The sequence below is a fragment of the Flavobacterium hydrocarbonoxydans genome (genome assembly GCF_009789235.1).
Classification (GTDB): domain Bacteria; phylum Bacteroidota; class Bacteroidia; order Flavobacteriales; family Flavobacteriaceae; genus Flavobacterium; species Flavobacterium hydrocarbonoxydans.
In genome coordinates, this window is the sequence record NZ_WSTB01000019.1 from 24,836 (window position 1) to 48,747 (window position 23,912).

General features: G+C 37.0%; 18 protein-coding genes and 1 pseudogene. 10 read left to right on the forward strand and 9 right to left on the reverse strand.

The annotated features are described in order from the left end of the window. The 9 genes and pseudogenes from GON26_RS20770 to GON26_RS20810 all read right to left on the reverse strand — a co-directional run bounded on the left by GON26_RS20770 (position 1) and on the right by GON26_RS20810 (position 10,015). Entirely contained in the window at positions 1-840 is an 840-nt protein-coding gene (locus tag GON26_RS20770; RefSeq protein WP_160376692.1) for a phytoene/squalene synthase family protein, read from the reverse strand. 4 nt (positions 841-844) lie between these two features. Next, positions 845-2,311: a phytoene desaturase family protein gene (locus GON26_RS20775; RefSeq protein ID WP_160376693.1), complete on the reverse strand. Its 1,467-nt coding sequence runs from the start codon at positions 2,309-2,311 to the stop codon at positions 845-847. 38 nt (positions 2,312-2,349) lie between these two features. Next, positions 2,350-3,249, reverse strand: coding sequence for a MerR family transcriptional regulator (locus GON26_RS20780; RefSeq protein WP_160376694.1), 900 nt, complete (start codon positions 3,247-3,249; stop codon positions 2,350-2,352). Between the two features lie 70 nt (positions 3,250-3,319). Beyond that, a complete protein-coding gene (locus GON26_RS20785; RefSeq protein ID WP_160376695.1) occupies positions 3,320-4,282 on the reverse strand; it encodes an ion channel in 963 nt (320 codons plus the stop codon). A gap of 16 nt (positions 4,283-4,298) precedes the next feature. Then, positions 4,299-4,502: pseudogene (locus tag GON26_RS20790) on the reverse strand (T9SS type A sorting domain-containing protein); the annotation flags it as partial. Positions 4,503-4,711: 209 nt separating this feature from the next. Then, entirely contained in the window at positions 4,712-5,212 is a 501-nt protein-coding gene (locus tag GON26_RS20795) for a tetratricopeptide repeat protein (RefSeq protein ID WP_160376697.1), read from the reverse strand. A gap of 205 nt (positions 5,213-5,417) precedes the next feature. Then, the gene (locus GON26_RS20800; RefSeq protein WP_230407977.1) at positions 5,418-7,799 is read right to left on the reverse strand and encodes a mechanosensitive ion channel family protein; all 2,382 of its coding nucleotides are present in this window, start codon (positions 7,797-7,799) and stop codon (positions 5,418-5,420) included. 100 nt (positions 7,800-7,899) lie between these two features. Beyond that, positions 7,900-9,432, reverse strand: a complete 1,533-nt coding sequence (locus GON26_RS20805) for a SulP family inorganic anion transporter (RefSeq protein WP_160376698.1) — start codon at positions 9,430-9,432, stop codon at positions 7,900-7,902. Positions 9,433-9,487: 55 nt separating this feature from the next. After that, a complete protein-coding gene (locus GON26_RS20810; RefSeq protein WP_160376699.1) occupies positions 9,488-10,015 on the reverse strand; it encodes a hypothetical protein in 528 nt (175 codons plus the stop codon). Between the two features lie 874 nt (positions 10,016-10,889). Here GON26_RS20810 and GON26_RS21720 point away from each other — a divergent pair. From GON26_RS21720 to GON26_RS20860, 10 genes are all read left to right on the forward strand, one after another. Further along, on the forward strand, positions 10,890-11,657 hold the full coding sequence (locus tag GON26_RS21720) for a nuclear transport factor 2 family protein (protein ID WP_230407978.1): 768 nt from the start codon (positions 10,890-10,892) through the stop codon (positions 11,655-11,657). Between the two features lie 211 nt (positions 11,658-11,868). Then, complete coding sequence (locus GON26_RS20820) at positions 11,869-12,564, forward strand: DUF4386 domain-containing protein (RefSeq protein WP_160376700.1); 696 nt, start codon at positions 11,869-11,871, stop codon at positions 12,562-12,564. Between the two features lie 116 nt (positions 12,565-12,680). Next, the gene (locus tag GON26_RS20825) at positions 12,681-13,412 is read left to right on the forward strand and encodes a hypothetical protein (RefSeq protein ID WP_160376701.1); all 732 of its coding nucleotides are present in this window, start codon (positions 12,681-12,683) and stop codon (positions 13,410-13,412) included. 231 nt (positions 13,413-13,643) lie between these two features. Continuing rightward, positions 13,644-14,036 (forward strand): hypothetical protein, encoded by a 393-nt coding sequence (locus GON26_RS20830; RefSeq protein WP_160376702.1) that lies wholly within the window; start codon positions 13,644-13,646, stop codon positions 14,034-14,036. A gap of 174 nt (positions 14,037-14,210) precedes the next feature. Beyond that, positions 14,211-15,293 (forward strand): efflux RND transporter periplasmic adaptor subunit, encoded by a 1,083-nt coding sequence (locus GON26_RS20835; protein WP_160376703.1) that lies wholly within the window; start codon positions 14,211-14,213, stop codon positions 15,291-15,293. Between the two features lie 120 nt (positions 15,294-15,413). Then, a complete protein-coding gene (locus GON26_RS20840; RefSeq protein ID WP_160376704.1) occupies positions 15,414-18,581 on the forward strand; it encodes an efflux RND transporter permease subunit in 3,168 nt (1,055 codons plus the stop codon). Next, complete coding sequence (locus tag GON26_RS20845; protein WP_160376705.1) at positions 18,574-20,007, forward strand: TolC family protein; 1,434 nt, start codon at positions 18,574-18,576, stop codon at positions 20,005-20,007. The genes GON26_RS20840 and GON26_RS20845 overlap by 8 nt, the downstream gene beginning before the upstream one ends. A gap of 307 nt (positions 20,008-20,314) precedes the next feature. Continuing rightward, positions 20,315-22,342 carry a patatin-like phospholipase family protein gene (locus tag GON26_RS20850; protein ID WP_160376706.1) on the forward strand — a complete coding sequence of 676 codons (2,028 nt, stop codon included), beginning with the start codon at positions 20,315-20,317 and terminating at the stop codon, positions 22,340-22,342. 166 nt (positions 22,343-22,508) lie between these two features. Continuing rightward, a complete protein-coding gene (locus GON26_RS20855; RefSeq protein ID WP_160376707.1) occupies positions 22,509-23,252 on the forward strand; it encodes a hypothetical protein in 744 nt (247 codons plus the stop codon). A 46-nt stretch (positions 23,253-23,298) separates the two neighbouring features. Next, a complete protein-coding gene (locus GON26_RS20860; RefSeq protein WP_160376708.1) occupies positions 23,299-23,763 on the forward strand; it encodes an Mpo1 family 2-hydroxy fatty acid dioxygenase in 465 nt (154 codons plus the stop codon). Positions 23,764-23,912: the final 149 nt, after the last annotated feature.

A 23,912-nucleotide genomic window follows, 5' to 3' on the forward strand; every position in this document is an offset into this window, starting at 1 on the left:
TTAGACCAATTTTAGTTTGTAAGTTACAAAAGATTGCGCTAAAAGCCCTGCTTTTGTGTAGTTTGAAACTCTGATTCTTGAATTTCCTATTTCGTGATAGGGAGTGTTTTTGAGTTTTTTGAGTAGTTTTCGGTAATAAATATAAGCTGTGTAAACGCCAAATTTAGCTTCCAGAGGGAGTTTTACAATTCCTTGGTAAGCGAGTCTGAAATCTTCTTCAATTTCGTTGATGATTTGTGTTTTTGCCTCATCATCAAAAGAATTTAGATCTACACCGGGAAAATAATTTCGGTTCAAAACCAGGTTGTCATCTTTTAGATCACGAAGAAAATTTACTTTCTGGAAAGCTGATCCCAAACTCATGGCTTCACTTTTAAGTTCTTCGTATTTTTCTTGTTTGCCGTTTACGAAAACCTTTAGACACATTAGGCCTACAACGTCGGCTGAGCCATAAATATAGTCTTCGTATTCTGTTTGTGTGTTGTAGGTAGATTTGATGAGGTCGAGTTTCATGCTTTTTAAAAAGGCCTGAATCAAGTCGTCGGTAATATTATATTGCTTTACTGTATGCTGAAATGAGTTGAGAATTGGGTTTAAACTTATACCCATTTGGATTGCTTTGTAATATTCTTTTTCAAAATCATTGATGAGGTTTTCCTTGTCATAATCATGAAAAGAATCTACAATTTCATCAGCAAATCGTACAAAACCGTAAATGCTGTAAATGGCATCCCGAATACTTGGCGATAACATTTTTACCGCAAGGGAGAAAGAAGTGCTGTAGTTTTTGGTGACCAATTTGCTACATTTAAACGAAACAGTGTCAAATAGTGATTTCATGTGTTTAGGAGCTGATAGATTTTTGAATTAATTCTGCGACTAATTTTCCTGAAATTAAAGCAGGAGGAACACCAGGGCCAGGAACGGTTAATTGTCCTGTAAAATATAAATTATGTACTTTTTTGCTTTTTAGTTTTGGCCTTAAAAATGCGGTTTGTAAAAGGGTATTGGCCATTCCGTAAGCATTACCTTTGTAGGCGTTGTAATCATTTACAAAATCGTTTTTGCAAAATGATCTTTTAAATATAATGTGATTTTTGACTTTTTGTTGTGTAAGTTGTTCAAAACGAGTGAGTATCTTCTCAAAATATTCTTCCCGTAGATTTTCTGAATCTTCAATTCCGGGTGCTAGAGGAATCAGGAAGAAAGCACTTTCCATTCCGTCCGGAGCGGCAGTCTCATCTGTTTTTGATGGGAAATTTGCGTAAAATAATGGTGCTTCCGGCCATTTAGGTTCGTCGTAAATATCGGCTGCATGCTGATTAAAATCGACATCAAAAAATAAGGCGTGATGCGTAATGTTTTCTATTTTTTTATCAAAACCAACAAAAAATAAAAGCGAAGATGGAGCAAAAACACGACTCTCCCAATATTTTTCTGAATAATTTCGATTGACTTTGTCCAGTAGGGTTTCGGTATGATGATAATCGGCTCCGCTTAAAACAATATCAGAATAGATTGGTTTTCCGTTTATTATAATTCCGGTTGCAGTTTTGCTTTCGACTATGATTTTTTGGATTACCGAATTGGTTTTGATCACTACGCCGAGTTCAAGTGCTAGTTTTTCGATTCCGCGTACAACATCAAACATTCCGGTTTTAGGATGCCAGGTGCCCAAACCAAAGTCCGCATAATTCATGAAATTGTAGAAAGATGGTGTTTTGGAGGGCTTTGCGCCTAAAAACAAAACCGGAAACTCAAGAATCTGAATGAGACGTTCATTATTGAATTTTTTTCGGATATCATTGCTCACGGTGCTAAAAAACTGATTCAGTTTTAAAGTAGTTTGAGGAGTTATTAATTCTAAAGGCGAAACACCCGGACGATAAACCAAATCTTTTATGGCAATGTCGTAATTGCTTTTGGCCTGCCTGATAAAATCGTCGAGTTTTTGACCACTTCCTTTTTCGATTTTTTCAAAAGTGGTTTTTATCTCTTCCAGATTATCGTAAATACTTATAAAATCATCAACTCCAAAGTAAACCCTATAGGCAGGATTTAGCTTAATTAGCTCGTAATAATCGGCTGTTTTTTTATTGAAATCATTAAAAAAACGCTCGAAAACGTCAGGCATCCAGTACCAGCTTGGTCCCATGTCAAAGGTAAAACCGCCTTTTTTAAACTGGCGTGCGCGTCCTCCTATTGTTTCGTTTTTTTCGTATATAGTTACGCTGTGCCCTTGTTTTGCCAAGTAACACGAAGCGGCTAAAGCAGAGAAGCCCGACCCTATGATTGCAATAGTTTTTTTCATTTGTTTAACAAATGTACAAAAACTTTAAACAAATAATATTATATTCTGCTAATTGTTTCGTCTATCGAGTCAAAAATATGTATTTGTTCCGGAAGATTTTCTCTTTCAATGTATTCGGCCATCTTACCCATAATCCATATTTGATTGTTATTGATCAGAAGTTTTTGCCCCATGTTTTTTACATACTGATTAATCACGCTGCGATCAGGCTGAATGGTCATGAAGGATACAAACGTAATGTTTTCAAAGTGTTTCGTTAGATCCTGAAGATTTTCAACAGGCATACTTTCGCCTAAATAAATTGTTTTGTAGCCTTCTGATAAAATTTCGTATTGCAGATACAATAAACCAATTTGATGTATTTCATTCAAAGGTAACGACAATACAAATACGCGATCAGTTCTGGTAGGTTTTAGAATTTGCAGCGTTTCGGTGTAGATTAATATTTTTTGCTTGATCAAATGACTCATGAAATGTTCATTGGCAGGTGTTATGGTTTCGGATTGCCATAATAAGCCTAATTCCTTAAGTAAAGGAAGAAAGTTTTCTTTGAATACTTCTTTGAATGTTCGCTCTGATATTAACCAGTCAAAAGTCTGGAAAAACAATTCCTGATCAAAATTCATCATTGCTATCTTAAACGAATTGATAGCATAATTGTATGAGTTTTTCTTCGAAATAATTTCGCGTACTAATTGTGGTATTTTTTCTTCGGAAAAAGTAGATATTTTAGATATTTTATAACCGTAATCGTGTAATAAAGTGATATTTAGTAGTTTTTGTAAACTTTGTAGGTCATAAAGTCTAATATTGGTATCGGTACGCATCGGCTCCAGGATATTATATCTCTTTTCCCATATCCGGATGGTATGCGCTTTAATTCCTGATAGGTTTTCCAGGTCTTTGATGCTGAAAACAGTTTTAATGTTGTTTATCATTATTTATTATTTGGTGAACAAAAATAGAATAAAAAGTGACATTATTAATAAAACTGCAACAAAAGATATATTATTGAAGGTTTACAGGTGTAAAACGATTTAGTTTGTCTAAGTGTAAGATGGTTTTAGAACCATCTTTGCTGCGGTTGTACATGGTTTCAAATTTGGCTCCATAAACAATTTCATCAAAAATATAAGAGGTTCTTGCGGCAACCGTATTACTAAACATATCATCAAAAGTGGTGATGAAAACTAAAATCTCACCATGAGTCTTCTTATAATCATCTTCGGTGAAATTGTATAGCGGACTGCTTTCGGTTATAGGATGAACCAATGTCCAGCTTAACGAAAGGGCATTTATCCGATCAAGTTCCAGGTCTAAAGTGTAAAATTTATTTGTCATAACACCATTTTCCTCAATGCTCATTCCTAAAGTAACTTTTGCTTTAGCATCAGTAAAATTAGTGTTTTTAAAAGGTACAAGCCGAATCATTAAGGCTTTCCCATCTCGGTAAGGAGCGATTAAAGCATTATGTGAAAACTTTAAAAAAGCTGTTGGCTTACTGAATCTTCCAAAGAAAAGACCTGTTGCAATAGCAAAACTCAATAATCCAATCAGGGCTTCGGCTGCAGACAGCGCACTGGTTAAAAAACCAGTTGGACTTATATGACCATATCCTACAGTTGTAAATGTCTGCGCACTAAAAAAATAAGCCTGACCAAATTGTGTTACAGCATTGCCGGAAGCCGAAATGCCGTCTAAATGTTCGATACCAATGCCATAATACAAAACAGCAAAAACAAAATTAATCGTAATATAAAAGCTAAACAAAATGAGCATGAACTTCCAGTTAGGCATATCAATCATGGTATGATACCAACTGATTCTGCGCAGTAAGTTCATACCTCTTTTTTCGATATTTGGGGTGCCGTTTTTGTTTACAAATCTTCCGCCGTAATTATTGGCATTGGTTCCAAAACCGGAATTCTTATCGTCTTGTGCTTTAATATTTATTTTCCTTAAAAGGGACATATAACTTTAAATTGAATTATTGCTTGATGATTTTTTTAGTGGTTTTTCCGTTTTCATTTGAAACAGAAATATAATAGATTCCGTTAGCACGCGAACTCCAGTCTGTTTTTATACTATTTGAATTTGGTTTTGATTCGTACAATAAACGGCCTAAAACGTCATATATTTTATAAGTTAATATTGGTTCTTCAGACTGAATATTCAAAGTGTTATTTACTGGATTTGGGTATAGTACTTGGTAAACCTAGTAAGCTAACTTTGTTATTGCTGGTATTATTTGTTTTAAGAGTATTAAATCTATATTTTAACAAATGTAATCATTACTCTAGTAAGAAAAACGGGAGTTGTTTTTTTACGAATAACAAACCAAAAACAATCTATAAAGTAACCGTTTTACAGATTGTTTTTGGTTTTAATGTTTTTGATTGATTATTTACAAAAAGTCGCTCTGTTTTTGATGGCGCTCTGACTTCCTAATTCAATAGCTTTAGAGAAATCTTTACAGCAATTCTTTTTGTCTCCAATCTTATTATAACTCAGTCCTCTTAAATTCAGAGCAATATAATCTCTGGGATTCATCATCAGGCAGTAGGAACAATCGTCAATGGTAGCCTGATAATCCATTAATTTATAATACACATTGGCTCTGCCCGTATAGGATTCTGCGTTCATCGAGTCCAGTTCGATGGCTTTGCTAAAATCAGCCAACGCACCTTTTAGGTCATTGAGTTTCATTTTGGCAATGCCCCGGTTTTGATAGGCTTCTACAAATTTCGAATTGTATTTAAGGGCTTTTGTGTAATCTGCAATGGCGCCTTTGTTGTTTCCGGCCTCGGCTTTTTTCATTGCTTTGTCAAAATAGGAGATGGCAGATTGTGACCAACTGAACATCGTCACCTGTAAAAACAGGATAAGTAATACTCGTTTCATAACTAATTTGGGGTTAGTAGGTTAATTGATATTTCAAACGAATTTAATAAACTTTTGTTTTGTAAGGGAAGTTCTTTTGTTAAAAAATAAAAAAGAAACAATATAATTGAATAGTATGGCTCTATATTTTAAGATAAACTTATTTCAGTTAATCAAAAAAAGCCCGGACTTATCGAAAATTCCGGGCCTGTTTTTAGGTTATTCTTTAGGCTGAAAAGCTTAAACCTTTCGCTTTAAAATTACTGAAAAGAACCTGACGGGCACTACTGATCGCTTCTTCGGTTTTGTAAATACTGCACCAGAACTTGATTAACAGTTGGTATTTTTCGTCAGAGATGGCAGTGTAATAGATTTGCGGAGTTTTAGCATTATGTACTGATGGAAGACTTTCCAAAGCATTCATTATAATGCTGTTAATGTCGTCTGGAGTCGCTTCACCGGCAACTTCTATCGAAATCTCCACCAGTTTATAATTGTCAGTGTACGTCCAGTTGGTAATGTTTTGTGATAATAAATTACCATTCGGAATAATAATTTCGGCTCCGTTGGCTGCATTGATTTTTGTCGTACGCAGTCCCATCGATTTTACACGACCGGACTCCGAGCTAATATCAATAACATCACCTATTTGTATGGGTTTATCAAATATCAGAATCACACCGGATACAAAATTATTAACGACATTCTGTAATCCAAGCCCAACACCCACACCTAAAGCTCCTAATAGAATACTCAGTTTATCGAGTGGCATCCCTGAAGCTGCAACAGCCAGAAGATAACCTCCGATAAGGACAATCAAACGCGTTATGAGCAACTTCGAGTGCTGGCGTTTGTTGATGTTTTCTTCGTTTTCATCATCAATTTCACCAAAAAAGTATGCCACATATTTTTGTAGTAAATGAGCAATCCAGATAATAATAAAGAACAGTACAATGTTGCCTAGCGTAAACGTGATACTGCCTATCGTATTCGGATGGGTAAGCAGTGATGTAAATGAGGTACGCAGCGATTCCCAGATGTTTAGGTTAGAGGCAATAACCACGATCCACATATAAATAATCACCAGTATAAAAGGTCTTTTTAAAGTGTTCGAAAGACTCTCGTGATCAAATATCTTTTCGATACCGCGTTTGATTCGGGTAGTATAAATTTGCAGCAGAATGATTTCCAGAATAATCTTCAGTAATACACTAAGCGCAATAATTTGGGTAAGGGATACAAAAGCAGTAAGAGCAAGCATATTGGCAAGCGAAACTCTGCCAAAAGCATTATCGAATATGGCTAAGACATTCAGCCCTATAAAAATAATACTGGCCCACTTAAAAAAGCCCTGAATATACAGTTGATTTTTGATGGTCTTAATCTGTACCAGACCATAACGTATCCCCATAATATTGATGATAATAAAAGCACAACGCTGCACAAATCCGATCTCTATAAAAAGGTCCAGAAAGCAAAGGATAAAAAACAATCCTATAAGGATCATCCAGTTTTGGAGAGCGGTTTTAGACCATCGGCTTTTAAAAATAATCGTAAGCACGCTCAGTAAAATAAGCTGCAGCAATTCGATAAATAGTGCCGGCGCATACAAATTACTAACTACGGCTATCGTAAGACCAATTATCGTTACCGGAAGGATTACGCCTTTGTTAAGGTATTTAAAATCGAACTGCATCAGGTTTTCATCATGGCCATTAGTCCTCAGGTATTTAAGATTCCTCGAAACATACCAGCCTAGCAATCCCATAAAAAAGACAAGTGTTATTAATCCGCCGGCACGGTAACTTAAGTAGTAGGCGGCAACACTTTCTTCGATAATAATTTTGGCCTTAAGGTTTTGCGTAACTGCTTTTTTACTTACCGAGTCTCCTGTGCTCCATAAAGAAGGGTACTCTTTTTTGAGCATACTGATTCCGGATTTCTCCAGCTTGTTCTCTACCATAAGCATGGCATTCGATACGGCTATTTTACGTTGTACGGTCAGTCTTTTTTTAGTGTTAAGGATGCCCTGGTTTTTCGTCATCAGGCTATCCGTGCTCAGGTATCTCTTTTTAAGGTCGGCAAACTCTTTTTTAAATTGTTTGCGGCGTATCGTATCTTTCAGCAAAGTCATCAGGGTTTTGTCTTTGCGTAAATCAATCACCCTGTTCTTTATTTTTTCAAGCGTAAGATTACGCTCATTAATAGCGGTGTTCTGCTCATCGAGTTTCTGCTGGATTTCATCGAGTACGATGCTGTACATTTGCTGGTTGCGCACATTAGGATTGGCTCCTTTCAGGCTCGTTAAAATAAGGTCGAGTTTGCTTTGGGTTCTTTTTATTTCGCCAAACAAGTGGTGGCTGTTGCTGTCAAAAGTGGCATCGTTATAGGCCGATTCTAATATTTCACCCGCTTTTTCAATCGCCATCAGGTACTCACTGTCGGTTGCGGTAGTGTCGTTGAATAATCTTGTACGGGTTTCTTTCTTCTTAATCTTAGTGGTCTGTGAGTAGGTAAGGGGGCCAAGAAAGAACAAGGCAAGTAAAGGAAACAGGTAAATTAAATTTCTTTTAGCAATCATAATATAAAGCGTGTTTAGGGTTTTCAAATTTAATTTTTTTTATCCTGCTACACCATTAAAAGGGGAAATGAATTGTAAAGAAAACCAAATTAAATTGTGAATACTTCTTTATATAAAATAAACCACTCTAAGATGCGACCACTTTATAAGTAGGATCTTCGATAACATTCACAGCAATAACCGCCTCAGCATTTTTAAGGAGCTCCCTGCAATCCGGACTTAGGTGCTGCAATTCGATTACTTTACCAAGCTGACTGTATTTTTTGGTCAGATTATTTAATGCTTCTATAGCCGACATATCAGCTACTCTACTTTCTTTAAAATCAATAATCACATGATTGGGGTCGTTCTGGATATCAAACTTTTCTGTAAAAACGGCTACTGAACCAAAGAATAAAGGACCGTAAATTTCATAATGTTTAATGCCTTGTTCATCGATATAATGGCGTGCACGAATTCTTTTGGCGCTTTCCCAGGCAAAAACCAAGGCCGATATTATTACGCCAATTAATACAGCCAAAGCGAGATTGTGCAGTAAAATAGTAATAACTGCCACCAATATACCCACAAAAATATCATGTTTAGGCATCTTGTTGATGATTCTGAAACTCGACCATTCAAACGTAGTAATCGCCACCATCATCATGACACCCACCAATGCCGCCATAGGCAGTTTGCCAATAACAGGCGCACCAAAAAGAACAATAATCAGTATTGTAAGTGCAGCAATAATACCCGAAAGACGTGCTCTGGAACCTGCCGAAAGATTAACCAGCGTCTGGGCAATCATAGGACAGCCACCCATTCCGAAGAAGAAACCATTCAGAATATTCGAACCACCCTGTGCAATACATTCGCGATTGCTGTTACCACGTGTTCCCGTGATTTCATCGACTAAGTTTAGGGTTAATAAACCTTCGGTAAGACCAACTGCTGCAACAATTACGGAGTAGGGTAATATAATTTTTAAGGTTTCGAAAGAAAGAGGAATCGACGGAATATGAAACGGAGGGAATCCTCCCTGAACAGAAGCGATATCTTCGACCGTTTTCGTGTCTATATTAAAAACAAGCACCAGAGCAAACACCACCATAATGGCAACCAGCGAAGCGGGAACTGTTTTGGTAACTTTTGGAAAAAGCAATACAATAGCTACAGTAAGGGCAGTCAGCCCCAGCATAATATATAAAGAGGTTCCCTGCAGCCAACTCACCTGACCATTGATTATGGTTTTGAACTGCTCCAGCTGCGACATAAAAATCACCACTGCAAGCCCGTTGACAAAACCAAACATTACAGGCTGCGGTACCAGCCTGATGAATTTACCCAGTTTAAAAAGACCTATCAGGATTTGCACTACGCCAGCCAATGCTACCGCAGCAAAAACATATTCAATTCCGTTTGACCGCATCAGGGCTATCAAAACAATAACGGTTGCGCCTGCTCCGCCCGAAATCATACCAGGTCTTCCACCAAAAACAGCTGTAAACAAACCGGCAATAAACGCAGCATACAACCCTGCCAGCGGAGGCAGTCCTGCCAAAATAGCAAAAGACAATGATTCTGGTATCATGGTCATGGCAACAGTAAGGCCTGCCAGTATTTCGTTTTTATAATTAATTTTTTGTGTAAAGTCGAAGAGTGGGAAAGCTTTTTTCATAGGCTACAAAATTAAAAAATAAAATGGTCTGTGCCTATAATGGTCAGGGATTAATTTAAACACCTTGTTTGAGGTTCGGAACGTCAAAAATGAGGTTCGGAACGTCAAAGATGAGGTTGGAGACGTCAAAAATGAGGTTCAGAACGTCAAAGATGAGGTTCAGAACGTCAAAGATGAGGTTGGAGACGTCAAAGATGAGGTTGGAGACGTCAGAAATGAGGTTCGAGACGTCAGAAATGAGGTTCGGAACGTCAAAGTTGAGGTTCGAGACGTCATTTTTGACGTTCCGAACCCCATTGGATAGGTTCCAAACCCCACTGATGACGTTCCGAACCCCACTGATGACGTTCCAGACCCCGTCGTTGAGGTTCCGAACCCCGATGACGACGTTCCAGACGTCAAAACTGACGTTCTGAACCCCACTGGTGACGTTCCGAACCTCAACGACGGGGTTCCAGACGTCAACGACGGGGTTCGAGACGTCAACGACGGGGTTCGAGACGTCAACGATGGACCTTCGAACCTCACCGATGGGGTTTAGAACCTCACTGACAGGGTTCGCAACCTCATCATTGGGGTTCAACGTTCCAAATTTGGCAAACCAACAAGACGCATTTCAAATCCGTTTTCGTAAAGATTAAAAAATAAATTAAAAAATGTAATATTGAAATTCAAACATCCCCACGTAGAGACAACCCTTGCGGTTGTCTCCACCCAGTATATAAGTAGGATTGAATATAGGGCAGGGGCAAGCCCTGCCCCGACAGTTGTCTCCATCCAGTTCGTCACATCACGATAAAAATATTCCTTAATCAATCATATATTTTTTATGTAGGATTATGTGAGGGCAGGGGCAAGCCCTGCCCCGACAGTTGTCTCCATCCAGTTCGTCACATCACGATAAAAATATTCCTTAATCAATCATATATTTTTTATGTAGGATTGTGTGAGGGCATGGGCAAGCCCTGCCCCGACTGTTGTCTCCATCCAGTTCGTCATATCACGATAAAAATATTCCTTAATCAATCATATGTTTTTTATGTAGGATTTTGTGAGGGCAGGGGTAAGCCCTGCCCCGACAGTTGTTTACATCCAGTTCGTCACATCACGATAAAAATATTCCTTAATCAATCATATATTTTTTATGTAGGATTATGTGAGGGCAGGGGCAAGCCCTGCCCCGACAGTTGTTTACATCCAGTTCGTCACATCACGATAAAAATATTCCTTAATCAATCATATGTTTTTTATGTAGGATTGTGTGAGGGCAGGGGCAAGCCCTGCCCCGACTGTTGTCTCCATCTATATGAAAATATTTTTCAATCAATTATTTATTTTTTATGTAGGATTGAATAAGGGCAGGGGCAAGCCCTGCCCCGACACAGCTGTACTCGATAAATTAAAAATAATTAAAGAATAATAAAGAATTACAAATCGATTATCTTTACCATATAGAAATGATTAGAAAAGTAGAACATAACATACGTTATTTAACAGAAAAGCCTAAAAAGCTTTTCCTGATAGACGCTTTAGGTGCAATGACTACTGCGTTTTTCCTTTATGTACTATTACGGAATTTCAGTGAGTACTTCGGTATGCCGGTGGTAGTACTAAATGCTCTTTCGGTACTGGCGGTTTGCTTTTGTATTTATTCAATGACTTGTTTTCTTTTCTTAAAAGGAAACTGGGCACCTTTTATCATAACAATTAGTATGGCCAACATACTATATGCTGTTTTAACCCTTGGACTTATAGCAATGTATTACCCGGAACTTACTTTTGCAGGTATAGCCTACTTTATAATAGAAATAGTAATTATAGGCGTACTTGTTTACATAGAGTTCAAAGTAGCGATAAAAATTAGAAAAAATAAACTCATGACAGCAACATTAAAAGATTTAATTAAAAAAGCATACTCCGGTTTTAATGATAGAGATATTGATAAAGCCCTCTCGACGATGCATCCTGATGTAGAATGGCCAAAGGCTTTTGAAGGCGGCTATGTAAAAGGCCATGATGCTATAAGGGAATACTGGACCAGACAATGGGGAGAGATTAATCCTAATGTAGAGCCGGTTGGTTTTGATAACAGAGCCAATGGTACAGTAGAAATAGAAGTACATCAAAAAGTAAAAGACTTAGAAGGCAATATTGTTTTTGACGGAGTAGTAAAACATATTTATACCCTCGAAGATGATTTATTACGAAAAATGGACATAGAATAAACTACCGGATAATCTATAAAAAAACAAAGCGCAAGTGTCTCTAACCTTGTGCTTTTTTTATGCTTTTTATTAAAGGCAATATGGTAATGAAAAGCAATATGATTTTATGATTTGCCAGCAAGTTGCTGAATGTTAGTTAGAAACATTGCTGGATGCTGTAACAAAATAGACTGAGTTACGTCTTACTGAAAACCAAAGACATTAAAAGACCATGATACAAAATTACTCCAAAAACAAAACCGCAAGAATAGCAGGATTCCTTTACCTGATAGTGGTACTAACAGGAATGTTCAGCTTATTGTTTGTTCCGTCAAAACTTATTGATGATAAAAGTGCAGCTGCAACATTTCATAATATTGCTTCTTCTGAATGGCTTTTTCGCCTTGGAATATTTACTAGCTTACTCTGCTACATTACATTTGTTTTTCTGCCGGTTGTTTTATACAAATTGCTGCAGTCTGTAAACGAAAATTATGCCCGGCTGATGGTTCTTTTGGCAGTAGTAAGTGTTCCGGTTTCGTTTCTGAATATGCAGAACCAGTTTACGGTTCTTTCGCTGGTCAATACGCCTGCATATCTTAGTGGTTTTTCGCCGGAACAGCTGGAAGCACAGGTTTTATTTTACCTGGATCAGTATAGCAGCGGTCTTCTGCTTGCTTCGGTATTTTGGGGACTATGGTTATTCCCGTTTGGATATCTGGTTTATAAATCAGGGTTTCTGCCTAAGGTTTTTGGAATATTATTGATGCTGGGTTGTATGGGGTATCTAATCGATTTTGCAGGAAATATTCTAATCGAAAATTATTCAGCACTTGGAATATCCTCTTTCATTAGTCTGCCTTCAGCTTTAGGCGAAATCGGAATCTGTTTGTGGTTGCTGATTATTGGAGTGAAAGAAAAAAGTTAGCCGAAAACTAAGATTAAACTTCCCTTTTTGGTTGTATATTTATGGTGCGAAAATCATATTTACTTTACAGATAAGTTTAAAGTAAGAAGTTTTCAAAACCAAAACGACAACCTACTATGAAAAAAAACAACCAAACACCGGAACCCGAAAACTATGATGTTTCTACTTTCAGGACTATTAGGCGCGCTATTGGTTATCTGGCTATAAGTCTGCCTCTTATACTGGTGGGTTTCTCTTATATAAAGTTTTTTGATACGCCCCTTCAAATATCAATAAGTCATTACTATTACAGTAATTTGAGAGATATTTTTACAGGAACACTAAGTGCAGTGGGTTTGTTTTTAATTAGTTATAAAGGACATATTAATGTTTCTTTCTGGAAAAACGATAAGCTGCTCACCAATATAGCAGGTGTTATGGCGCTTGGTGTTGCTTTTGTACCTACAGATCCCCATTGTTCATTCGATAAAATCTACACTTTAATTCCTTATGATTTGAAGTGGCTTGGCTGGTTACATTATGGCTTTGCAGGAGTATTGTTTTTGATATTGGCTTTATTGGCCATTAATGTTTTTACGATAGGACAAAAGAACGAAACCCATATTCCGAAGAGTGTCATCGATGAGAACAATATTTATGTGTTTTGTGGCTCTGCTATATTAGTATTCATGATTATCATTCCATTCCAATTATTTACCTATTCTACTTTGGTATTCGAAGCTTTGTCACTTTTTGTTTTTGGAATAGCGTGGCTGATTAAAGGACGCGCCTTAGGAGAGATTCTGAAAGAGGAAATATACAGAGAAACTAGTTCAGCTAATAACGGAGAGAAAGTTTTTGAAGAATAAAGGTTTTCTTTAGCGGTTTTTTCTGATTTCAAAAGCAATAAAACAGCTTCATAACTATCATAAAGAAGTGTGTTAGAAAAGTAAAAGTCGTCTTATTTGTACTAATAAAAGTATAATTTGTTTTAATAAAGAATTGGAAATCAAATGAAAACGTTTTCGTGGGTTTTTATTGGTTTAAGCCTGTAAAAAAAGTTTTTTTTATTTCAATCTTTCATTACTTTTGGCTTCCAAATGAGAAAAGTAATTGTGTTTTTCGTGTACCTGAGTATGCTTCTGTTTGGCGGAGGCCAATACATTAGTGCCGATACACATTTTAAAAACAAACCTACTTCTCATCATCTCGAAAAACACCACCGAATAAAATTTACGAATCAGGATCAGGGCAGCAGCTTAATAGAGGAGGCTGATATTGATATTGACGAAGAATTTCATAGTGGTGATAACTTAAAAGAAGGCGGATCAGGCAAATACCCTGCCCGTACATACAACCTGCAAAACAGTTGGTACTCACCACTGAATTCATTTGCTATTGTAAATTCTAATTGCAGGCGCTTTACGTTTTTACCGCGCTTTTGCAGCAACTCTTCTACTATTTATATTACGCAACGCGTTTTAAGAATTTGATAAAAACCTGACATCAGTTGTCTGAGGTATGATTTTTCATGCCTTGTTGTGATGTATAGTAGGTTTTTATTATGCTATAATTCTGTAAGGTTTCCGCCTGGCAACTGATGATTTTTACTGTCTAAAGGAATATTCATTCCAAGCATTCAATCGCTTAATTTCCATATTTATACCATGAAAAGAATCGTCGTGTTAACAGGCCTTTGTGCCTTATTGTACCTAACCAGTTGTACAACTAAGAAAGAAGAAAAAGAAGAAGAAGAAAAATTTACAGTAACCAATCCTGTAAAGATTGATACTTCGTTTACCAAAGAATATGTTTCGCAGATTAAGTCTGTACGAAACATCGAAATCCGCGCTCAGGAAAAAGGATTTCTGCAAAACATTTATGTTGATGAAGGCCAGTTTGTAAAAGCAGGTCAGATATTGTTCAGAATCATGCCGAAAATGTATGAAGCTGAATTACTGAAAGCTCAGGCAGAACAAAAATCGGCAGAAATAGAGTTATTAAATGCCAAAACATTAGCAGATAAAAATATTGTTTCTAAAAACGAGCAGGCTGTAGCCCAGGCTAAACTTCAGGCAGCTAAAGCCGAAGTAGCACTGGCAAAACTACATTTATCCTTTACCGAAATCAGAGCACCGTTTGACGGAACGATAGATAGAATTCCTTTGAAACTAGGAAGTCTTATTGACGAAGGTGAGTTATTGACAAGTCTTTCAGATAACAGTCAGATGTTTGCTTACTTCAATGTTTCGGAGCCGGAGTATCTACAATATCAAACGGATGTAAAAGACCGTGCTGAAAGTAAAGTAAACCTGGTTTTAGCCAATGGTGACACCTTTAAATACAAAGGAAACGTAGAGGTTATCGAAAGTGAATTTAATAACGAAACCGGTAATATCGCTTTTAGAGCAAGATTTCCTAATACAGGTAAATTGTTAAGAAACGGCGAGACTGGTCAGGTACAAATGTTGGTTCCGTTGAAAAATGCTATTGTGATTCCGCAAAAAGCCACGTATGAAATTCAGGATAAGAAATATGTTTTTGTAGTAGATAAAAACAATAAAGTAAATTCGAAAGAGATTCATATTACTGGCGAAATTCCTGATTTGTATGTAGTAAGCAGCGGACTTGCTGAGAATGATAAAATTTTATTGGAAGGAGTTCAAAAAGTAAAAGAAGACGACAAGATTCACTTCGCTTACATCGCTCCTCAAAAGGTAATCAACAATTTACGATTAAAAGCGGAATAAAGGTTTTGTTTTTTGTTGTTTCAAGTTTCAGGTTTCAAGTTTTGCACTGAACCTGAAACTTGAAACCTGAAACAATTACAACTTCTAGCTTTGGTTTAATCATTTAAAAAAAAGATACAAATGTTTAATAAATTTATACAAAGACCCGTACTGTCGATAGTAATATCGCTGGTAATTGTCTTTTTAGGGGTATTGTCGGTACTAAATTTACCTATTACCCAGTTTCCATCCATTTCTCCACCCATGGTAAATATTACGGTAGATTATCCTGGATCGAATGGTGAGTTGATGATCAAATCGGTTATTATTCCTTTAGAAAGAGCTTTAAATGGAGTTCCGGGAATGAAATATATGACTTCGGATGCAGGAAATGATGGGGAAGCAAGTATTCAGGTCGTTTTTAATCTGGGCACAGATCCTAATCAGGCAGCCATTAATGTTCAGAACCGTGTGGCTTCGGTTACCAATAAATTACCGCCTTTGGTAGTAAGGGAGGGAGTAAAGATTACCCGCGAGGTTCCGAGTATGTTGATGTATGTGAATCTTTACAGTACGGATAAAGATACCGACATGAAGTTCTTGTACAACTATGCCGATATTAATGTTTTATCCGAATTAAAAAGGGTAAACGGTGTGGGTTCCGGAGATATTCTCGGCACACGTGAATATGCGATGCGTATTTGGTTAAAACCAGATCGTATGCTGGCGTATAAAATATCAGCAGATGAGGTTATGGAAGCCTTATCAAGTCAGAGTCTGGAAGCATCGCCCGGTAAAACAGGTGAAAGTTCCGGTAAACGCTCGCAGGCATTTGAATATGTACTAAAATATTCCGGACGTTTTACAACCAAAGAACAGTATGGAAATATTGTAGTAAGATCGAATAGTAACGGAGAATTGCTGCGTTTGAAAGATATTGCCAAAGTAGAATTTGGCAGTTCGATGTATGATATTTATTCGAATCTGAATGGCAGACCATCGGCAGCAATCGTATTGAAACAATCTTTTGGGAGTAATGCCAATCAGGTTATTGAAGACGTAAAAGCCAAGTTGGAAAAAATTAAAACTAAATTCCCAAAAGGAATGGATTATGAAATTTCGTATGACGTTTCTAAATTTTTAGATGCCTCTATCGAAAAAGTAATTCACACCTTGATCGAAGCTTTTATTCTGGTAGGATTGGTCGTATTTCTTTTCTTAGGAGACTGGCGTTCTACGGTTATTCCGGCAATTGCGGTTCCCGTTTCATTAGTTGGAACTTTTGCCTTCATGACCTTCTTTGATATCTCATTGAACTTAATTACTTTATTTGCCTTGGTTTTGGCGATTGGTGTCGTCGTCGATGATGCGATTGTAGTGATCGAAGCGGTTCACGCCAAGATGGAGGAAGAACACCTTTCACCCCTTAAGGCAACTAAAAAAGCCATGCACGAAATTGCTGGAGCCATTATCGCGATTACCTTCCTGATGGCTGCTGTATTTATTCCGGTTGCCTTTATGTCCGGTCCAGTAGGTGTTTTTTACAGACAGTTTTCGATTACTATGGCAACGGCTATTATTCTTTCGGGGGTTGTGGCCTTGACACTGACACCGGCACTTTGTGCGATGATGCTGAAAAACAATCATAGTGCTCCTAAAAAGAAAACCCCTATAAATAGATTTGTAGATGGATTTAATGAAAAGTTTAATCTTGCTCAGGGCAAATATCAAAATGTATTAGGAAAAATAATCAACAGAAGAGCGGTTACGATTGTGGCGCTTGTTGGATTTTGTGCCGGGACTTGGTTGGTTAGCAGTACAGTTCCTTCCGGATTTATCCCGAATGAGGATCAGGGAATGTTTTATGCCATTATTCAGACGCCTCCGGGATCTTCATTAGAAAGAACGAATAATATTGCTGAGAAATTACAGAAAATTGCCGAAACTGTTGAAGGAGTAAAATCTGTTTCTTCATTAGCAGGTTATGAAATTTTGACTGAAGGGACCGGAGCAAATTCAGGAACTTGTTTAATTAACCTGGAAGACTGGAACGATCGTAAGCAATCTGTTCAGGAAATTATGACAGAACTAGAAGAAAAATCGAAAGATATTCCAGGTGCTAATATCGAGTTTTTCCAGCCGCCTGCAGTACCGGGATATGGAGCAGCAGGAGGATTCGAACTTCGTTTGCTGGATAAAACGGGTTCAGGTGATTTCAAAAAATTAGAAGCCGCCAATAAAGATTTTGTAGAAGAGCTCAACAAACGCCCGGAATTATCGAATGTATTTAGTTTCTTCAGTGCCAGTTTTCCTCAATATATGATGAAGGTCGATAATGATTTGGCACAACAAAAAGGAGTTTCTATCGAAAATGCCATGAATACGTTATCAACTCTTGTGGGGAGTAATTACGAAATCAGTTTCATTAAATACGGAATCAATTATAAAGTAATTGTTCAGGCCTCGCCGGAATATCGCGCACAGCCAGATGATATTCTGAAGCTGTATGTGAAAAATAATCGTGATGAAATGGTGCCTTTTTCTGCTTTTATGAAATTAGAAAAAGTATATGGGCTTTCGGAAATTACAAGACACAACATGTACACTTCTACAGAAATTAGTGGTGGAGCTGCTCCGGGCTATAGTTCTGGTACAGCGATTAAAGTAATTCAGGAAGTAGCGGCCAAAAAACTACCAAGAGGATATGATATTGACTGGGCAGGTATTTCTGCTGATGAGGTAGCACAGGGTAATCAGGCCATTTGGGTATTCCTGATTTGTTTAGGATTTGTTTACTTGGTTTTAGCAGCTCAATACGAGAGTTTTATTCTGCCATTGTCTGTAATTCTTTCGTTGCCGGCAGGTATTTTTGGAGCTTTCCTTTTATTGAAATTAACAGGATTAGAAAATAACATTTATGCGCAGGTTGCTATGGTAATGCTAATCGGTTTACTGGGTAAAAATGCCGTACTGATTGTAGAGTTTGCCATCCAAAGACATGCTGCTGGAAAATCAGTATTAGAAGCTGCGATGGAAGGTTCTAAAGCCAGATTCCGACCAATCCTGATGACATCATTTGCTTTTATTGCAGGATTGCTTCCGCTTGCATTTGCTACCGGACCAGGAAAAATTGGTAATAGAACTATTGGTACAGCTGCGGCAGGAGGAATGCTTATCGGAACTATCTGTGGGGTATTTATAATTCCGGGATTGTATTACATCTTCGGTAGAATAGCTGAGAAATACAAATTGGTAAAAAAAGAAGAAGAAAATCCGTTAACTGAAGAAATTGATAATAATCATGTATAAAATAAAATCATACCGATATGTAATTGCGGCGAGTGTCTGTATAGCAGTAGCGAGTTGCAAAGCTCCCGCAGCAGATACAGCAGTTGTGGCAAAACCTCTTCCTGAATCTTTTGCAAATAGTAAAGACACGACCAATACGGCAATCGTTCCCTGGAAGAGTTTTTTCAAAGATCCAAATTTGGTCAGCCTGATCGATACCGCTTTACAAAACAATCAGGAGCTGATGATTACGCTGCAGGAAATTGAAATAGCCAAAAATGATATCCGCGTAAGAAAAGGAGCTTTACTGCCATCAATTGGTTTAAGAGCCGGTTCAGGTGTAGAAAAGGTAGGAAGATATACCAGTCAGGGTGCCGGTGATGCTACTACGGAAATCAAACCGGGTATAGAAACGCCGGATCCGCTGGGTGATTTTGTAATTGGTGCTTACGCCAATTGGGAAGTGGATATCTGGAAAAAATTACGCAATTCTAAAAAAGCTGTTGTAAACCGCTATTTGGCAACGGTTGAAGGAAAAAACTTCGTTGTAACAAGCCTGATTGCCGAGATTGCCAATTCGTATTATGAACTATTGGCTTTAGATAGCCAGTTGGAAATTGTAAAACAAAATATCGAATTACAGTCTAATGCACTAGAAATTGTAAAAGTCCAGAAAGAAGCTGCTCGTGCCACCGAGTTAGCCGTTCAGAAATTTCAGGCCGAAGTATTGGCTTCAAAAGGAAAAGAGTTTGATATTCTGCAGCAAATAAAAGAGACAGAGAACAAAATCAACTTTCTGGTTGGGCAATATCCACAGGAAATTAAGAGAGATAAAAGCAACTTCCTAAGTTTATTACCATCGGCGGTTAATTCCGGGATTCCATCTCAGTTATTGGCCAATCGCCCTGATATAAAACAGGCTGAGTTCGAACTTTCGGCTTCCAAACTGGATGTAAAAGTAGCCCGTGCCGAGTTTTATCCTTCATTGGATATTACCGCTTCAGTAGGAGTAAATGCTTTTAATCCGTCGTATTTGTTTACGCTTCCCTACTCCTTGCTTTATTCGGTGGCAGGTGATTTAGCAGCACCTTTAATTAACAGAAACGCGATTAAAGCCGAGTTCAGTAGTGCCAATGCAAGACAGCTTCAGGCTTTGTATAATTATGACCGTACGATTCTAAATGCTTATTTAGAAGTTTCGAATCATCTTTCTAAAATTAATAATTTAGAAAAAAGTTATGATTTAAAATCACAGCAAGTGGCTGCACTAAGCCGGTCGATTGATGTGTCGAATGACTTGTTTAAGTCGGCCAGAGTAGATTATTTCGAGGTGCTGATGACACAGCGTGATGCTTTAGAATCGAAACTGGAGCTGATCGAAACCAAAAAAGAACAATTGAATGCCTCTGTCAGTGTTTATAAAGACTTAGGCGGTGGCTGGAAATAATAGAGACGCACTCCGGTGCTTCTTTACTATGTTGGTTTAGATTGTAGATTAAAACCTTTCGGGAGCCATTCCGGAAGGTTTTTTTATGGAAAACATTTTTGAGAATTTCCAATAGATTGAGCTTTATTTTCTTCCGAATAATCTTTTCAAAAAAGGGTGTTTTTACCCGTTAATTACAATCAACAAATAATTAATTTTGTAGGTGCTGCAGTTTCTTTGGATAAAGAAGATACAATAACGGATTGTTTCTGAGGCTGTTTTGCAAATTTGTATTTCAAATCTATAATTTAAAGCCCCACTTTTTATAATGGAACAACCTACTACTAAAGAAATTGTATTTGGCTATGGTGCTAAATATGTGTATCCTGAAAACCCATTCGAATCTATTGGGTTTGCGCTTTCAGGAGGAGGATTCCGCGCTGCATCTTATGGCCTGGGTACTCTAAGTGTTTTTGATGCTTTAAAAGTAAAAGATCAGCATAACCAAGAGACAAGTCTTTTACATAAAGTAAAATTCATTTCCTCAGCATCCGGTGGCTCAATAACCTTATTGGTTTATGCAGCTGCCATTCGAAAAGGACTTTCCTTTAATGAATTTTTCAAACATTTAAATACGAAACTTACCGGAGAAAAATTACTGCAGGATGCCTTGAACCTACTGGCAGACAATACTTATTGGGAAGATAAATCAAAAGCGCGTAATCCTATAAATGCTTTTTCTAAAGTTTATCATCATTCACTACTGGATTTTTTAGAACCGGAGCAAAAAAATCTTGGTTTTATTATGGGATTTGATGCGGCTTCTCAGCCTACCCATCTGGACGAATTCTGTTTCAATGCTTCAGAGTTTTATTCGGGACTTTCCTTTCGTTTTCAGGGAGCTAATAAAGATTGGGCAGATAAAAAAGGCGGTCAGTTTGGGAGTAGTAATATAATAATGAACTGGGATGACAAGCTGGAATCTATGAAAACCTTAAAAAGGCTGCGCCTGGGGGATATAATAGCCTCATCTTCCTGTTTTCCGTTGGGGTTTGAGCCTATAATGTATCCAAGGGATTTTTCGTATAAGCAGGGACCAACAATTGAGGAACTTAAAAAAGCAATGCAATTTAAGCTAATTAAAGGAGAGGAAGATGTAGTAGAAAATAGTAGTCAGGCGAAGAAAGTAACCACAAAACAGAATCTGGAAGATATAAGCGAGTTTGGCCTTATGGATGGAGGAATTTGCGACAATCAGGGATTGCTGAGTATGTTGCACGCTAATGATAGAAATAGACCTAAAGGATATAAAGGGCTTCATAATCGATTTGATTTAATGATGGTAAGTGATGTTACCAGTTTTTTTATGGACGCCTTTAAAGAACCGGTGGCAGAGGAAAACAAATGGAATCAGAAAACGCCTAAAGTATATTGGAGTCAGATAAAATCTTTTGCAGCAAAAGTTACAAAAGGGGTCACAATTGCAGTGGTTGTGGGAGCTGTTCTTACAGCTGTTTCTTTGTATTTATTGTTTATCGAAGAGCTTACGTTTTCTTCTGTACTTCTGGCGATAGTGTCGTTGCTGCTCTTTGGTTTGGCTTTGCTCATCAATAAAAAATACAAAGATATTGTAGAGCCTGAACTCGGACAGGTTTTAAAAATGGAATCCCTGGATGATATTTATAAAAATTATTTTAAGGAAGATACGATATACGACAGAATTGCCGATAAACTCATTCCGTATCTAGAAATCATCAAGCTGCAGGATTTAATGCAGATGGTTTATACAAGAGTAAAATCGACCGAAAAAATGGTGAGCGACGTATTTTTAAAACAAGTACGAAGACTGATTTATGACAGGCTGTTTTCGAATACGGCTTATAAATACCGCCGTCTTGATAATACGATTTACAGACTTTCTAAGATTAATGATAAAAACAGAAGAATGCCTCAGTTTGATAATCAGGAAGGCGAAGATAAAACGCTGTATGATTTACGAAAGAAAGAATTTCAAAAGGAAGTAAAAGAGTACTGCAAACATTCTGCTACTATGAGTAATCTGGCCGATATTGCTTTTAATGCCGATACAACATTATGGTTTACAGCAAAGGAAGAAACCGAATGCGATAAAAATGTAAGGAAAGCCATTATAGTTTGTGGGCAGTTTAGCACTTGCTACAGCCTGCTTCAATATACCTTATCGTTGCGCCATAGCCGAAATTTTTCGGGACTTAGCCAAGCTTCGCAAGATCGTATCGAGTCTTTACTGGAGCAACTAAAATCGATGATGAGTGCATTCAATAGCAATCCTTTCTTTTTGTATAATAAGCTTACAGAAGAAAATAGTAAAGCATAACAACATTATTTATTTTTATTTAAAAAGAAAACAGGCTCATAGGTAACTATGGGCTTTGTTATGTAATACGAAAGAAAATATATTCGTTGAATTTATTTTTTAAGAAGTATTTATAGAAAAGCTATTTTGTTATATTTGGAATACTAATAATCAAAAACTATATAAAGTGCTAACACCATCAGAATTAGAAAGAAGAAAAAGAATAAATCTTAAAGTCATAAAATTTGGATGCCTTCCAATAATAATTGTTATTGCTTTGATCGTATTTTTTAGTCCTAAATCATCGACACCTACAGATGATGAGAAAAAGACGGTAGTAGAAAATAAAATTTCAGTAGATACGCTTATTAGCCAAATAAAAAAAGACCCTAATTATAAGGTAAAAGAAATTTTTTATAGATCTAATGATAATTCACTTAACATTGTGGTTGGCGATAAGGACGATTTAGACAACAGCAGCTTTAATTTGAATGCTTATTTTAGTGATAATTATAAGGTTTATGATTTTAAAGAAATTAATACGCTTAATTTTTATGACTTTAAAAAAGGTAAATTACCGGAGGATTATCTAAAACCAACTCTTGCTGCAACCCGTGAATTAGACCGAAAGAGAGCACTGTTTTTAGAGAAGTATCCTTATAGCAGCCTCGGTTTTTATTTTGTAGAGAGATATCTGAAGCAAAATTTAGGAGATCCTTCGAGCTTAATAATGGAAGAGAGCTTTCTATTGGATGTAGATAAAAAGGGTACGTTTGCTACCGAGACCATCTATAGAGCAAAGAATGAATATGGTGTAAAGACGCTTTATACGTTATATTGTGATGTAGATAAGGATGAAAATATGTCAAATATCGAAATTAAGGTAGGGGCAGACTTTAGAAATCAGCATTGGAGATATGATGATAAATAATTTAGTAAATAAGGATATTATTTTTTAAAAACAAAATAAAAATAGCATGAAAACATTAGAACAATGGTTTGAAGAATATGCGGTTAGCCATCAAAACCCAAAGAATAAGGTGATACATTATATATGTGTTCCGGCTATTTATTTTTCGGTTGTAGGATTACTAATGAGTATTCCGAGCGCAATTATTGCAGATACTTTACAGTTGCAGGCACCCATAATCGAGAACTGGGCTTTTGTTGTACTGCTTTTTGTATTGGTATTTTATATCAGATTGTCTGTTGCTATGGCATTTAAAATCGCCATATTATCAGCGATTTGTCTGGTGGCGAATTATTATATTGGTCAGTTGGTCCCTTTGTGGCTCTTCTCTATAGGTGTTTTTGTAATAGCCTGGATAGGTCAATTCTACGGACATAATATTGAAGGGAAGAAGCCTTCGTTTTTAAAAGATTTACAATTCCTGATGATTGGACCAGCCTGGGTGGTAGAGAATCTTTTTTCTAAAAAATAATAACGAAACACAATTAGGTGTTTATATATTTAAATCAAACCTTTCGGGATTAATCTCGGAAGGTTTTTTTATGCTTTAAACTGTAATTAAATGAGTTTAGCGTCAAATTTGACGTCGCCGACGTCAAATTTGACGTTCCTGATGTCAAG